General features: G+C 55.0%; 12 protein-coding genes and 1 pseudogene. 6 read left to right on the plus strand and 7 right to left on the minus strand.

The features are described from left to right. Positions 1-149: 149 nt before the first annotated feature. Positions 150-254, plus strand: a pseudogene (locus ACG0Z5_RS16265) (hypothetical protein); the annotation flags it as partial. 90 nt (positions 255-344) lie between these two features. On the opposite strand, the gene ttcA reads toward ACG0Z5_RS16265, so the two are convergent. From ttcA to nifJ, 4 genes are all read right to left on the minus strand, one after another. Further along, positions 345-1,280 carry a tRNA 2-thiocytidine(32) synthetase TtcA gene (gene ttcA, locus ACG0Z5_RS16270; RefSeq protein ID WP_394449223.1) on the minus strand — a complete coding sequence of 312 codons (936 nt, stop codon included), beginning with the start codon at positions 1,278-1,280 and terminating at the stop codon, positions 345-347. 170 nt (positions 1,281-1,450) lie between these two features. Next, a complete protein-coding gene (locus tag ACG0Z5_RS16275) occupies positions 1,451-1,615 on the minus strand; it encodes a hypothetical protein (protein ID WP_394449226.1) in 165 nt (54 codons plus the stop codon). A 318-nt stretch (positions 1,616-1,933) separates the two neighbouring features. After that, the gene (gene ompC / locus ACG0Z5_RS16280; protein WP_394449229.1) at positions 1,934-3,055 is read right to left on the minus strand and encodes a porin OmpC; all 1,122 of its coding nucleotides are present in this window, start codon (positions 3,053-3,055) and stop codon (positions 1,934-1,936) included. Between the two features lie 363 nt (positions 3,056-3,418). Beyond that, positions 3,419-6,943 (minus strand): pyruvate:ferredoxin (flavodoxin) oxidoreductase, encoded by a 3,525-nt coding sequence (nifJ, locus tag ACG0Z5_RS16285; protein ID WP_394449232.1) that lies wholly within the window; start codon positions 6,941-6,943, stop codon positions 3,419-3,421. A gap of 271 nt (positions 6,944-7,214) precedes the next feature. On the opposite strand from nifJ, the gene ACG0Z5_RS16290 reads away from it, so the two are divergent. Continuing rightward, the gene (locus ACG0Z5_RS16290) at positions 7,215-7,481 is read left to right on the plus strand and encodes a DUF333 domain-containing protein (protein WP_394449235.1); all 267 of its coding nucleotides are present in this window, start codon (positions 7,215-7,217) and stop codon (positions 7,479-7,481) included. Here the strand turns inward: ACG0Z5_RS16290 and hslJ are convergent. Both hslJ and ACG0Z5_RS16300 read right to left on the minus strand, forming a co-directional pair. Beyond that, entirely contained in the window at positions 7,478-7,906 is a 429-nt protein-coding gene (gene hslJ / locus ACG0Z5_RS16295) for a heat shock protein HslJ (RefSeq protein ID WP_394449238.1), read from the minus strand. The genes ACG0Z5_RS16290 and hslJ overlap by 4 nt on opposite strands. A 107-nt stretch (positions 7,907-8,013) precedes the next feature. Further along, positions 8,014-9,003, minus strand: coding sequence for a 2-hydroxyacid dehydrogenase (locus ACG0Z5_RS16300; RefSeq protein WP_394449241.1), 990 nt, complete (start codon positions 9,001-9,003; stop codon positions 8,014-8,016). A 245-nt stretch (positions 9,004-9,248) separates the two neighbouring features. On the opposite strand from ACG0Z5_RS16300, the gene ACG0Z5_RS16305 reads away from it, so the two are divergent. From ACG0Z5_RS16305 to ACG0Z5_RS16315, 3 genes are read left to right on the plus strand one after another with little or no spacing between them, the layout of a single operon-like run. Then, positions 9,249-11,888 (plus strand): YdbH family protein, encoded by a 2,640-nt coding sequence (locus tag ACG0Z5_RS16305; protein WP_394449244.1) that lies wholly within the window; start codon positions 9,249-9,251, stop codon positions 11,886-11,888. Beyond that, positions 11,888-12,079 carry a YnbE family lipoprotein gene (locus tag ACG0Z5_RS16310; protein WP_319630187.1) on the plus strand — a complete coding sequence of 64 codons (192 nt, stop codon included), beginning with the start codon at positions 11,888-11,890 and terminating at the stop codon, positions 12,077-12,079. The genes ACG0Z5_RS16305 and ACG0Z5_RS16310 overlap by 1 nt, the downstream gene beginning before the upstream one ends. Positions 12,080-12,089: 10 nt before the next feature. After that, positions 12,090-12,413 carry a YdbL family protein gene (locus ACG0Z5_RS16315; protein WP_394449247.1) on the plus strand — a complete coding sequence of 108 codons (324 nt, stop codon included), beginning with the start codon at positions 12,090-12,092 and terminating at the stop codon, positions 12,411-12,413. Here ACG0Z5_RS16315 and feaR read toward each other — a convergent pair whose 3' ends face one another. Next, positions 12,414-13,322, minus strand: coding sequence for a transcriptional regulator FeaR (feaR, locus tag ACG0Z5_RS16320; protein ID WP_394449250.1), 909 nt, complete (start codon positions 13,320-13,322; stop codon positions 12,414-12,416). A gap of 232 nt (positions 13,323-13,554) precedes the next feature. On the opposite strand from feaR, the gene ACG0Z5_RS16325 reads away from it, so the two are divergent. Then, on the plus strand, positions 13,555-15,054 hold the full coding sequence (locus ACG0Z5_RS16325; protein WP_394449253.1) for an aldehyde dehydrogenase family protein: 1,500 nt from the start codon (positions 13,555-13,557) through the stop codon (positions 15,052-15,054). Positions 15,055-15,065: the final 11 nt, after the last annotated feature.

Genomic DNA, 15,065 nt, shown 5'->3' on the forward strand with positions numbered 1-15,065 from the left:
GATCGCGATGCGCCTGCTAGGGCGCGGCTGGTAACAGAGCCTTATAGGCGCACATGAAAAACCTCCGGCTATGCCGGAGGATATTTATTTTTGCCTCCGCCCGCCCAGCTTCTACCCTTAAGAGTACACCCGACGACCTGGAGGCAAACATGACGTGGCGACTGAGTGACCCGATTCCGACCGACCCTGTTCCGGTGCCCGATCCGATTCCCCGGCCACAGCCGATACCCGACCCACCCCTGGACCCCGATCCGCATCCGATTATCGACCCGCCGCCTTATGCGTAACGCGGGAACATAAAAAAAGCCCTCGAAAGAGGGCTTCATCATGATTCAGCAGGAGACTTATTTGATCTCGACGATATCCAGGCGATTTGCCATGACGTCGTTCTCTTCATCTTCTGGCTGCCATCCCGCAGGCTGCAAAGGGATCTCTTCCCGGTCAAACGCCAAATCACCGCCGTTCACCACTTCAGCACCGTGTTGCAGACCTTTAAAGTCGAACAGTTCGGTATCGCACAGGTGAGAAGGGACAACGTTCTGCATCGCGCTGAACATGGTTTCAATGCGGCCCGGATAACGTTTATCCCAGTCGCGCAGCATATCGCCGATCACCTGGCGTTGCAGGTTTGGCTGCGAGCCACACAGGTTGCATGGAATAATCGGGAATGCTTTCGCCTGCGAGAAGCGCTCGATGTCTTTCTCACGGCAGTAGGCCAGCGGGCGAATAACAATGTGCTTCCCGTCGTCGCTCATCAGCTTCGGCGGCATGCCTTTCATTTTTCCGCCGTAGAACATGTTGAGGAACAGGGTTTGCAGAATGTCGTCGCGATGGTGTCCGAGGGCGATTTTGGTCGCACCCAGTTCCGTGGCGGTGCGATACAAAATCCCGCGGCGCAGACGAGAGCAGAGGGAGCAGGTGGTTTTACCTTCCGGGATCTTCTCTTTTACGATGCCGTAGGTGTTCTCTTCGACGATCTTATATTCAACGCCGAGATCCTCGAGATACGCTGGCAGAATGTGTTCCGGGAAGCCAGGCTGCTTCTGATCGAGGTTAACCGCCACCAGGCTGAAGTTGACCGGGGCGCTCTGCTGCAAATTGCGTAAAATTTCGAGCATTGTGTAGCTGTCTTTGCCGCCTGACAGGCACACCATAATGCGATCGCCTTCTTCAATCATGTTGTAGTCGGCAATGGCTTCGCCCACGTTACGACGCAGACGTTTTTGAAGTTTGTTCAGGTTATAAGTTTCTTTTTTGCTAATTTCTTGATTTTGCGACATTTAATGATGGCTCTGGTCGTAGGTAAATGGCAGCCAGCGTCAGGAGCACTGACGAACATCTGGATTCATGATGGATTGTAGCAATAATCTGCGGCTGCCCTATCGATAATCTGGCGTGTATGGTACGGATTACAGCGCCGAATGCCAGCGTGATTTCTGTCGCAATGGATTTAGTTGCCGGGTTTTTTGCTTTCACTGACCGGCATCATCAGGTCTTTCAGCAGGGCGTAACGTTGGTCAGGCGTCAGGTAAAGCGGGCCAAGGCCGTGGCAATTGGAAGGCTCATTCAACCAGGCACTCTTGAGGTTGCGTAACCAGGTGTGGACACTGTTCATGATTTTATCTCCAGTTATGATAAAACCACTGTAGAGCAGCAAAACCGGAAGAAAAACGGATAGTATTAAAAATAGTCTTCCGGGTTTGTAGAATATCATCCACGCCGCGTAAAAAACAATCTATCAGCAGGGCGTTTTATTCATTTTGTGCGGTAGAAATAGCAGCCACGCATTTGATCGCTGTTACATTTAAATCAGCCGTTTCTTACAGATGAGATATTCCTGAGGAACCCGCGGGGATATTTGCGGTCATCGCCAAAATAAGGGATAAAAAAACCCGCCGGTGAAGGCGGGTTTATTACAACACAGTGTGCCGAATTAGAACTGGTAAACCAGACCTAAAGCAACAACGTCATCAGTGTTGATGCCGTTATTATTGGTGAAGGTGTTGTCATCCAGCAGGTTGATTTTGTAATCAACGTAGGTGGACATGTTTTTGTTGAAGTAGTAGGTCGCACCAACAGAAACATATTTCAGCAGATCCTGATCGCCAGCGGAAGTCCCGTCGATGTTGTTCAGGTCCTTACCTTTAGACTGTAGGTAGGACACTTCCGGACGCAGACCGAAGTCGAACTGGTACTGGGCAGTCACTTCGAAGTTCTGAGTTTTGTTCGCAACGGTAGTATCCTGGTCGCCGTATGGAGTCATGTTACGGGTTTCAGAATACATGGTCGCCAGGTAGATGTTGTTGGCGTCATATTTCAGACCAGCAGTCCATGCGTCAGCTTTGTCGCCGCCGGCAGTGGAGTAGTTAATCTGGTCGTTAGTACGGTCAGAAGACGCATACGCAGCACCTGCGCTGAAGCCTTCGCCGAAGTCATAAGTGGTGGAGATACCCCAACCGTCGCCGTTCGCATTTTTCAGGTTACGGCCGTTGTTGTTGTTGGTACCTTCGCCAGAACCTGGGTTCTCGTTTTTGCCCTGGTACTGAACAGCAAAGTTCAGGCCGTCAACCAGACCGAAGAAGTCGCTGTTACGGTAGGTTGCAACACCGTTAGCACGGTTGGTCATGAAGTTGTCGGCTTTAGAGTAAGAGTCGCCACCGAACTCTGGCAGAACGTCGGTCCATGCTTCTACGTCGTACAGGACGCCGTAGTTACGACCGTAGTCGAATGAACCGTAGTCGCCGAATTTCAGACCTGCGAAGCCCAGACGAGTCCATGCCTGATCGCTGGAGCCTTCAGTGTTGTTCGCCTGAACGTTGTATTCCCACTGGCCGTAACCGGTCAGTTGGTCGGTAATCTGAGTTTCACCTTTGAAGCCAATACGGATGTAAGACTGATCGCCATTTGCACCATCGTTATCGGAGAAGTAGTGCAGACCATCAACTTTACCGTACAGGTCGAGTTTGTTGCCGTCTTTGTTATAGATTTCTGCCGCGTGAACAGCGCCTGCGCTTAATAATGCAGGGATAACGAGTGCCAGTACTTTTCTTTTCATTTTAATAATCCTTTAAGCTGTTTTTATACTCTGCCTTCCTTAAGGGAAGTAGGGCCATGCTAATGTAGAGATATCTAAAGAAGGTAAGATTCAATTGTTACTATATGAGTAAATTCTGCATAAAATAATTCAACTGAAATCTTGATTGATGTGGTGAATGTTTTGATGTGATTCATTCGTGGTGAGAATTATACAGTTAAGATAAATCCGGCTATGATGCGTGCGTTATATGCCTATATTGTCACGCAAATAGTTATGTTGCTGTGTGTCGTTATGTGATTCCTATATTTGTCAACATTCAAATGACAAGCCCGAACGATTGTTCGGGCTTTTTTTATTTAAAAATAAATAAACGGATAGCCATTAATCGCTAGCTGATTTTTCCGCCTTGCCTGCCATCTGCGCCAGGAAGTCATAGCGTTTTTGTAAATCAGCCGCCGCATCTTTCCACAACTGCTCGGCAACCTCAGGCTGTTGAGCATTCAGACGACGGAAACGCTGCTCTTTCATCAGCGTGTCGGCGAGGGCATCTGACGGCGGACGTGAATCCAGTGCCAGCGGGAGTTTGCCTTCATCGGCCCGACGGGGATCAAAGCGATACAGCGGCCAGAAGCCGGTAGCGGTGAGCTGACGCATCTGATCGTGACTCAGGGCCAGGTCATAGCCATGCTCCTCGCACGGACTGTAGGCAATGATCAGCGACGGGCCCGGATACGCTTCCGCTTCCTGAATGGCTTTCACCGTCTGGTTGAGCTGCGCGCCCAGCGATATTTGCGCGACGTAGACATGACCGTACATCATCATACTCACACCCAAATCTTTACGCGCTTTACGCTTGCCGTGCTCACCAAACTTGGTCACTGCACCCAGAGGCGTCGCTTTCGATGCCTGACCGCCGGTGTTGGAATAACACTGGGTATCGAGCACCAGAATATTGACGTTCTCGGTCAGGCTCAGTACATGGTCGAGACCACCAAAGCCAATATCGTAGGCCCAGCCGTCGCCACCAATCAGCCAGATCGATTTCTCAACCAGCGCATCGGCATCGGTCAACAGTTCGGCAGCCTCGTCCACGCCCTGAAGGTGCTGACGTAACGCCGCAACCTGCTCCCGGCGCGCTTCCGGGGCAGCGTCAGCATGTAAAGCTTCGTTCAGGTCGGCGGGCAGCTTATCGGCGAAGGTCTCGAGCAGGCGCATCACGCGTTGACGATGTTGATCGACCGACAAACGGAACCCGAGGCCGAATTCGGCGTTATCTTCGAACAGTGAGTTCGCCCACGCCGGGCCGCGACCGTTAATGTCGGTGGTGTACGGGGTGGAGGGCAGGTTGCCACCGTAAATAGATGAGCAGCCGGTGGCATTGGCAATCATCATTCGGTCGCCATACAGCTGGGTTAGCAGCTTGATGTAGGGCGTTTCGCCGCAGCCGGAACAGGCGCCCGAGTATTCGAACAGCGGGGTGATCAGCTGCGAGGTACGAATATCGATGCGTTCCAGTTTGGTTTTGTCGATTTCCGGCAGGTCGAGGAAGAAGTCATAATTCACTTTCTCTTCTTCGACGTGCTCAAGGCGCGACATCATATTGATGGCCTTGATCTCCGGATCCTGACGGTCTTTCGCCGGGCAGACTTCGACGCACAGATTACAGCCGGTGCAGTCTTCCGGGGCCACCTGCAGGACATATTTCTGCCCGCGCATATCGCGGGATTTCACGTCCAGCGAATGCAGGCTGGCAGGGGCATGTTCCATCTCCTCAGGCGACACCACTTTGGCGCGAATGGCCGAGTGCGGGCACGCCGCGACGCAGTGGTTACACTGAGTACAGAGATCTTCTTTCCAGATAGGAATTTCTTCGGCGATGTTGCGTTTTTCCCAACGGGTGGTGCCGACCGGCCAGGTGCCGTCTGGCGGCAGGGCCGAAACGGGAAGCGCATCGCCCAGACCCGCCAGCATGGCGGCGGTCACGGTTTTGACAAAATCAGGCGCGGCATCGGAAACCACCGGCGGACGATTCGGGCTATTCGTATCAACCGGCTGGAGTGTGACTTCAGCCAACAGTTCGCGCGCCATTGCCAGCGCCTGCCAGTTACGCTCAACCAGTTCCTGACCTTTGCTGCTGTAGCTTTTGGCGATCGCGCCCTGCAGTTCTACCCGCGCGCTGTCGCCGGGCAAAATTTGCGTCAGCTGGAAGAAAGCCATCTGCATCACGGTGTTGATACGAGCCGCCAGACCGCATTCACGGGCAATTTTGGCCGCGTTGACCACGTAAAAACGGGCCTGTTTCTGATTGAGTACCGCCTGAACTTCCTGCGGCAGACGCGACCACACCTCATCGGCGCTGTACGGCGTGTTGAGCAAGAAAATGCCGCCTGGCTTCAGACGCTCTGCCATCGGGTATTTGTCGATAAATTGCAGCTGATGACAGCCGACAAAATCAGCTTGCGACACCAGATACGCCGAGCGTACTGGCTGTTCAGACACCCGAAGATGCGACACCGTCAGGCCACCGGCTTTTTTCGAGTCATACACGAAATAGCCCTGGGCGTACCACGGCGTCGAGTTACCGATAATTTTGATGTTGTTCTTGGTGGCGGACACGCTGCCGTCGCTGCCCAGCCCGTAAAACAGCGCTTCAAGTTTGGCGGTGGACGGCAGGGTGTTTTCCGGCAGCAGCAGGGAAAGGTTGGTCACATCGTCGTAAATGCCGACGGTGAAGCGCGGTTTAGGTTTGGCCGCGCTAAGCTCATTGAATACCGCCAGCACGCAGTCGGGGCCAAACTCTTTCGATGACAGGCCATAGCGACCGCCGATCACCCGAGGCAAGGTTTCACGTTCCCCGCGATTAAAGGCTTCCGCCAGGGCGGTCATCACGTCGAGATACAGCGGTTCGGCGTGCGCACCCGGTTCTTTAGTACGGTCCAGGACCGCGAGAGTTTTCACGCTGTCCGGGATTTCTGCCAGCAGATGCTCCGCGGAGAACGGACGATACAGACGCACTTTCAGTACCCCGACTTTCTCGCCCCGGGTCAGGAGTTCATCGACAACTTCTTCACAGGTGCCGATCCCGGAACCCATCAACACGATGACCCGTTCAGCCTGCGGATGCCCGTAATACTCAAAGGGTTTGTACTGGCGACCGGTCGCGGCGGCAAAGTCGTTCATCGCCTGCTCAACGTGGGCATACACCGCGTCGTACCACGGGTTGGTCGCTTCACGTGACTGGAAATAGGTATCCGGATTGGCGGAGGTGCCACGGATAACCGGATGCTCCGGGTTTAGGGCGCGTTCACGGTGCGCGTCTATTTCTGCCTGAGGCAGCAGATTGAGAATAGTGTCATCCGCCAGCGGCACGATTTTGTTGATTTCATGCGAGGTGCGGAAACCATCAAAGAAATGAATGAAAGGCACCCGGCTTTTGAGGGTGGCGATATGCGAGATCAGCGCGAAATCCTGCGCTTCCTGCACGTTGGCGGCGCTAAGCATCGCACAACCGGTTTGACGAATAGCCATCACGTCGGAGTGATCGCCAAAAATCGACAGCGCGTGCGTGGCCACGGTTCGCGCGGCGACGTGCAGCACAAACGGCGTCAATTGACCGGCCAGTTTGTACAGGGTCGGGATCATCAACAACAATCCCTGTGAAGAGGTAAATGAGGTGGAGAGGGCCCCGGTCTGCAACGCGCCATGCACTGCAGCAATTGCCCCTGCCTCGGATTGCATTTCCACCACCCGAGGCACATCACCCCAGACGTTTTTCAGTCCGTTCCCCGCCCAGGCATCGGCTTGTTCTGCCATCGTTGAGCTGGGTGTGATCGGGTAGATGGCGATCACTTCGCTGGTGCGGAACGCCACCGAGGCGCACGCGCCATTACCGTCGGTTGTAATCATGTGACACCCTTACATTGCGCAAGAAAAGGGACCCGTGATACGTCGACGAGTCCTGTAGTTATCCTTCTATTTTAGCAAAGCACGGGAAAAGCCATTTTTGCTTTTGTGTCCTTGATGTTTGTTTGACCCGTGAGGAGATCAATTAAACGCCATTAAATTGACAGCAAATGTTTCAGAACGACGAAATGCGCGCCTCGTCTCTCGACGGCAGGCCGCTTGCTGCCTATTATGAACAGGTTTTGCGAATGTATTTGACAGGGGAATGAAAAGAATGCGAGCAGCTTTTTGGGTAGGGTGCGCGGCACTGTTGTTATCGGCATGCAGCAGTGAACCAGAACAGCAGGCCACGGCGGCACACGTCTCGCCAGGAATGCGTGCGGCAATGTCGGATTCCGGGCAGGCGAATTGCGCGATGATTGGTGGGGCGTTATCGGTAGCGCGTCAGCTTGACGGTTCCGCTATCGGGATGTGCGCATTACCCAATGGCAAGCGATGCAGCGAGCAGTCGCTTGCCACCGGGACCTGCGGTAACTATTAGTTCATCAGATCGGCGAGCTTATACACCAGCGAATCATTTGACGTGGCTAACGTTAATTGGTTTTCGGTGAGGTCAACCTGCACACCTTCGTGCAGCATCGCGCTCAGGGTATTGTCCAACTGATTCAGCTGCGGATCGGTACACATCATGCGGGTCATGGCCAGATTCTTCACTTTCAGCTCGCCGTCAGACAGCTTTCCTTCCCCGGTAAACTGATTACACATGTTGCCGGAAATATGCATTTTTTCGCCAAAGCTCAGTTCGAGTGGCTTTTGACTGGTTACATTCTTACCGTTCACACTTTCCAGCACAAAACGATGGTGCTGAAGCTGCTCCGGCTGGGTCGTCACTTTGCTGGTGGACACGCAGCCCGCCAACATCATTCCTGCAGCCAGCAGCGTTACACTCACTTTCTTATTGTTCATTAGATATTCACCAAATAAATAATTCTGAATCAGAATGACACTCTAGTACGGCGCGTGTGACCAGGGCTTATCTGAAAATGCTCCCCGAGGGCGGGGAGCAAAAATGGTTAAACCAGTGCGTTCGGCGTGGATTCGCCGTTATCGATCAGGCGCAGGTTTTCCAGCGTGGTTTCTGAAATGCTGGTCAGCGCTTCGGCGGTCAGGAACGCCTGATGACCGGTAAACAGCACGTTGTGGCAGGCTGACAGGCGACGGAACACGTCATCCTGGATAACGTCGTTCGACTTATCTTCAAAGAAAAGATCGCGTTCGTTCTCATACACGTCCATCCCCAGCGCGCCAATTTTCTGGTTTTTCAACGCTTCAATCGCCGCCTGCGAATCAATCAGGCCGCCGCGACTGGTGTTGATCACCATCACGCCGTCTTTCATCTGCTCGAACGCGCTGTGGTTCAGCAGATGATAGTTTTCTGGCGTCAGGGGGCAGTGCAGGGAGATAACGTCCGACTGCGAGAACAGGGTGGGCAAATCGACATATTCCACGCCTAAATCCAGCGCCGCTGCGCTCGGATACGGATCGAACGCCAGCAGCTTCATGCCGAAGCCTTTCAAAATGCGCAGGGTGGCGACCCCGATTTTCCCGGTGCCGACCACGCCCGCCGTTTTTCCGTGCATGGTGAAACCACACAGACCTTCCAGCGAGAAGTTAGCGTCACGGGTGCGTTGATAGGCACGGTGAATACGACGGTTCAACGACATCATCAGGCCAATTGCATGCTCGGCGACGGCTTCAGGCGAATAGGCCGGAACGCGAACCACGCGCAAACTGAGCTCTTTCGCGGCATCAAGATCGACATTATTAAAGCCCGCGCAGCGCAGGGCGATGTATTTCACGCCATGTTTTTTAAGCTCTTCCAGAACCGGGCGACTGCCGTCATCATTGACGAAAATACACACCGCGTCGCAGCCGTTAGCTGTTTTGGCGGTCTTTTCGGTTAAAAGGAAGTCGAAAAATTCAAGTTCAAAGCCAAATGCATCATTAACATCTTGCAGATACTTTTTATCGTACTGCTTTGTGCTGTAAACTGCGATTTTCATAAGACTTTTCTCCAGTGATATTAACGTCACGGTAGCATATTTCAAATAATCATACAAATTTTAAACTTTAGTTTAATCATCAGGTTATACAGAGAGTGTAGAGCATGAATGGCCGTTGTTTCAGGAAGGGACAAACTTCAACATCTATGCTTAAACCTGACGGTGACTTTAACGGGTGGGCTAAACATGCCACAATACGCGCCACTTCGGCTTTTAATTACAACAAATCAGGATGTTAACCGCCCATGAAGGGTACCTGGAAAGCCGCGATTGCGCTACTGCTGTTACTGGCACTTCTGCCGCTCACGCTGTTATTGACGCTGACGCATTGGGTGCCGACTCTGGCCGGGATCTGGCTTCCGGCGGGTACGCGAATCGCGCTCGATCAAAGTCCTCGAATCACTCGGAATGCGTTGCACATTCCCGCGTTGCGTTATCTGGTGGGCGACTGCCAGCTGGCGCAGGTAAACGACGCAGAACTGTCGCACCCGAGCCGCTGGCGGTTACACATCGGCGCGCTTGATATCAACTCCGCTTGTCTGAGCAAACTCCCTGAAAGCACCCCAACGCCGGGCGCGCCGCGTAGCCTCGCCGAATGGCAATCGATGCTGCCTAACAGCTGGTTGACTATCGACCAGCTGCGCCTGTCGCCGTGGGAAAAATGGCAGGGCAAGCTGGCGGTATCATTGACGCCGTCAATGCAGGAACTGAGCTACAACGGCGATGCGGTCGATTTACAGGCCAACCTGAAAGGGCAAAAGCTGACCGTCAAACGCTTTGAGGCGCAGGTGCAGGCTGATAAACCGCCGATCAAACTGGTGGGTGAGTTCACCCTGCCGCTGGTGCCTGACGGTCTGCCGGTCAACGGTCATGTGGTTTCCACCTTCCAGGTTCCCAATCCTTCCGCGCTGGTCGATGCTGAACTCGAGTGGCGTGAGAATCAGGGCCAACTGGTGGTGATGGAACGCGGAAACACGGAACCGTTGCTTGATTTGCCGTGGGAACTGACCCGTGAACGCCTGACCATCAGCGATGGACGCTGGAACTGGCCGTGGCTGGAAGGTATTCCGCTGAGCGGCAGACTGGGCCTGAAGGTGGATAACTGGCAACAGGGGCTGGATAAAATGCTGATCAGCGGTCGCCTGAACGTACTGACACAGGGCGCGGCCGGGAAAGGTAACGCCGTGCTGACCATCGGACCTGGCACGCTCAGCATGGACAATAGTGCTATGCCGCTACAGCTTACCGGCGAAGCTAAATATGACAGTCTGGTGCTGTACGCCGTTCTTCCGGCGCAGCTCAGCGGCCCGCTGACTGACCCCAAGCTCGGCTTTGAGCCCGGTTCGTTACTGCGTTCTCGCGGACGTATTATTGACTCGCTAAACATTGATGAAATTCGCTGGCCGCTGGCGGGCGTGCATCTCAGTCGTGAGGGTGTAGATGGCCGACTTCAGGCAATTCTGCGCGCGCATGAACAAGAGATGGGTGATTTTGTATTACACCTCGACGGACAGGCCGACAACTTCCTGCCGGATACCGGCAGTTGGCGCTGGCGCTACTGGGGCGACGGGCATTTCACGCCGATGCAGGCGCGCTGGGATGTCAAAGGGGAAGGGGAATGGCGCGACAGCGCTATCGTGCTGAATAGCCTGTCGACAGGTTTCGACCAGCTAAAATACGGCACTATGACCGTGAACCAGCCGCGGCTGGTGCTCGAGAAACCGATTCACTGGATTCGCAACCAACAACATCCGTCGTTGACCGGGGCGTTGTCCCTGGATGCCGGTGAAACGCATTTCAGCGGCGGCAGCCTGTTACCCCCGTCAACGCTCAAATTTAGCGTTGACGGTCGGGATCCGACCTGGTTCCAGTTTAAAGGCGATCTGCATGCCGAAGCTATCGGCCCGGTGCGGGTCACTGGCCGCTGGGATGGCGAACGTCTGCGCGGGCAAGCCTGGTGGCCGAAACAGTCACTGACGGTGTTCCAGCCGCTGGTGCCACCGGACTGGAAAATGAACCTGCGGGATGGGTCACTGTACGCCCAGGTGGCGTTTTCCGCCGCACCTGGACAGGGTTTTGAAGCCGGTGGGCACGGGGTACTGAAAGGCGGTAGCGCCTGGATGCCGGATAATCAGCTCAACGGTGTGGATTTCGCGCTGCCGTTTCGTTTTAGTGAGGGCGTGTGGCAGTTGGGGACGCGCGGCCCGGTATCGCTACGGATTGGCGAAATCGTCAACCAGGTGACAGCGCAAAACTTCACCGCCGATTTGCAGGGCAGCTATCCGTGGAGTGAAAGCAATCCACTGCTGCTCAGCGACGTCAATGTGGACATTCTCGGCGGGAAACTGTCGATGCTGCAACTGCGGATGCCGCAGCACGATCCCGCCCTGCTGCGGGTACAAAACATCTCATCGAGCGAACTGATTAGCGCGGTGAATCCAAAGCAGTTTACGATGTCCGGTCCGGTGAGCGGGGCGTTGCCGCTGTGGCTGGATAACGAGAAATGGATAATCAAAGACGGCTGGCTGATGAATCCCGGACCGATGACGCTGCGTCTGGACAAAGACACCGCCGATGCGGTGGTGGAAGACAATATGGTCGCCGGGGCTGCCATTAACTGGCTGCGTTATATGGAAATTTCCCGCTCGTGGACCAAAATCAATCTCGATAATCTCGGCCTGCTTACGCTGCAATCCACCGTGACCGGCACCGGTCGGGTGGACGGCAAAAGCAGTACCGTCAATTTAAACTATACCCATCAAGAGAACGAGTTCGATCTCTGGCGCAGTTTGCGCTTTGGCGACAATCTTCAGGCATGGCTTGAGCAAAACGCGGTCCTTCCCGGCCCGCGCTGCCAGGCAGGCAAGGAATGTAAGGAGCAATAATGAAAGCAACAACCGCCATGCTGAGCGGGCTGGCCGCCTTAACCCTCAGTGGCTGTACGCCGCGCATTGAGGTGGCGGCCCCGAAGGAGCCGATAACCATCAATATGAATGTCAAAATCGAACATGAGATCCACATCAAGGTCGATAAAGACGTTGAAGACCTTCTGAAATCGCGCAGCGATTTATTCTGAGGCCACCGCGATGAAAAAATACGTGTTAATCGCCGTTCTGGGCCTGGGGTTGATCGGGCAAAGTGCGCAGGCGCTAACCCTGGATGAAGCCCGTGGTCAGGGGCGAGTGGGGGAAACCCTGACCGGTTATCTGGCACCGATAACCCAGGATAAAGACACGCTGGCATTGGTGAAGAAAATCAACGATGCCCGCAGCGAAAGCTATCAGCAGCTGGCGGACAGTAATAATTTACCGGTCGATGAAGTGGCGAAATTGGCCGGACAGAAGCTGGTGTCGCGTGCGCTACCGGGCGAATACGTTAAGGGCCTGAACGGGAAGTGGCTGAAGAAATAATCAGCGGTGACGTTTGCGGTATTCCCCCGGCGAGATGCCAAACCGTTGGCGAAATGCGGTCGAGAAATGGCTGTGATCGGTAAAGCCCCAACTGAAGCCGATCCCCGCCAACTTTTCGTCATCAGCCGCACCCCGCAGCTCGCGGGCGCAGAGATCGAGCCGACGATTTTTGATGTATTGCGCCACTACCAGTCCTTTATCAGCGAACATGCGGTACAAGCTTCTTACCGACATTCCCGTTTCATTTGCCAGCCATTCCGGGCGCAGCATTTCTGACTGGAGATGGCTTTCTATCAGCTGGACCACTTTCTCAAACTGACGGTCACGCCGCGAGGGTTGCACGTCCTGCTGCTGCAACACCGGGCGTAACAGGCAGACAATGGCTTCCAACGCCGCCTCGCTTTCGCGACCAGACAATTCATGATTGCTCATGCTTTCCTGCAACAATCGGTGGCTCATCTGCACCATGGGCAGGTTTTTGCCCAAGCGCTGCACGCAATGCGCCTCGCCAACGCGGAGCTGCTGCTCGAGCAAGCTTCTGGGCAACAGGAGCGAAATCTGGCGAGAGGGTTGCTGCCAGACGAGAGAGCAGGGACGCGACGCATCGATCAGGGTTATGTCACCTGGCTGGATAACCGTCTGGCGGTTGTTTTGCTCAATAGTCGCCAGGCCTTCCAGTTGAAAGACGGTGTAAAACCAGCTGTCGCTATGGTTCTTAATCTCATTTTTGGTGCGGTAGAGATTGACGTTGGCAGAGGTGACGGTGCTGAGTTTAAGCGCCCGGGTATAGCCTGTTTCCAGATGCCCAAAGAATTCCCCCTCTAAGGGGCGCGCGGCAAAACTGCCACACTCCTGATTTATCTGGGCCAGCCATCGCTGGAACTGCTCATTGCCGGTCATCTGCGCCATATCCTGCCTCAGCCGTCTAAGTGCTATCACATTGTTGCATTTATGTTGCGTAAACAAGCATCTGCTGGTGACTATACGAAAGAACTATCACCCGCGACAGGTGACAATCTGACTATTGTCACTGTTTGCGAGGGCTGTCACAGGCGACAAAGCGAATGACAGAGAGACCAAAACGGAATGGGCGGCGGGCTTCTACACTGGATGAAACCGTAAAAGGTAATAAGGAGCTGATATGTCTGATTCACAGGTCGCGCTGCTTGAGAGCGTGCAACAATTTCTGGCGCGCCAGCACGGGCTTTATATTGACGGCGCACAGCAGGCGTCGCAAAGCGACCAGCGGCTGACCGTCTGGGATCCGGCGACGGGCAAGGCCATCGCCAGCACGGCGGATGCAAACCGTGCGGACGTGGACGTGGCGGTAACCTCAGCCTGGCGGGCGTTCGTGGACCGCCGCTGGGCCGGGCGGATGCCCGCTGAACGCGAGCGAATCCTGCTGCGCTTTGCCGATTTGGTCGAAAAACATGGCGAAGAGCTGGCGCAGCTGGAAACCCTGGAGCAGGGGAAATCGATCAACATTTCTCGTGCGTTTGAGGTGGCCTGTACCCTGAACTGGATGCGCTATACCGCCGGGCTGGCGACCAAAATCACCGGCCAAACGTTGGATGTGTCGATTCCGCTTCCGGCGGGGGCGCGCTATCAGGCGTGGACGCGTAAAGAGCCGGTCGGCGTCGTGGCAGGCATAGTGCCGTGGAACTTCCCGCTGATGATTGGCATGTGGAAAGTGATGCCCGCCCTGGCGGCAGGCTGCTCGATTGTTATTAAGCCTTCCGAAACCACGCCGTTAACGCTGCTGCGGGTGGCAGAACTGGCTACCGAAGCGGGCGTTCCTGAAGGGGTGTTTAACGTGGTGACCGGCAGCGGGGCGGAATGCGGCGCAGCGTTGACCTCGCATCCACAGGTCGCCAAAGTCAGTTTTACCGGGTCGACGGCCACCGGGAAACAGATTGCGCGCACGGCGGCGGACAGACTCACCCGCGTCACGCTGGAGCTGGGCGGTAAAAATCCGGCGATTGTGTTGAAAGATGCCGACCCGCAGTGGGTCATCGAAGGCCTGATGATGGGGAGTTTCCTTAATCAGGGGCAGGTGTGCGCCGCCAGCTCGCGGATTTACATCGAGGCGCCGCTGTTTGATACCCTGGTCACCGGCTTTGAGCAGGCGGTGAAATCGCTCAGCGTCGGGCCGGGGATGTCTGAAAGCGCGCAGATCAACGCCCTGGCCTCGCGTGTGCACTGCGATAAAGTCGCCGCCTTCCTGCATGACGCCGAACAGAATAATGCGGAGCTGATCGTCGGCAATGCCGGGCCAGCCGGGGAGGGATACTACGTGCGCCCAACGCTGGTGGTGAATCCTGATGCGCGTCTGCGTCTGACCCGTGAAGAGGTGTTTGGCCCGGTGGTGAACCTGGTGCGGGTGGCCGACGGCGACGAAGCGCTGCGTCTGGCGAACGAGACTGAATACGGCCTGACAGCCAGCGTCTGGACGCAAAACCTGTCGCAGGCGCTGAGCTACAGCGACAGGTTACAGGCGGGGACGGTTTGGGTGAACAGTCATACGCTCATCGACCCGAATCTGCCGTTCGGCGGCATGAAACAGTCGGGCACCGGACGCGATTTCGGCCCGGACTGGCTTGACGGTTGGTGTGAAACCAAATCGGTGTGCGTGCGTTACTAGCAATAAGATCA

This window comes from Scandinavium sp. M-37, assembly GCF_043558715.1.
Taxonomy (GTDB): Bacteria; Pseudomonadota; Gammaproteobacteria; order Enterobacterales; family Enterobacteriaceae; genus Scandinavium; species Scandinavium vulneris_A.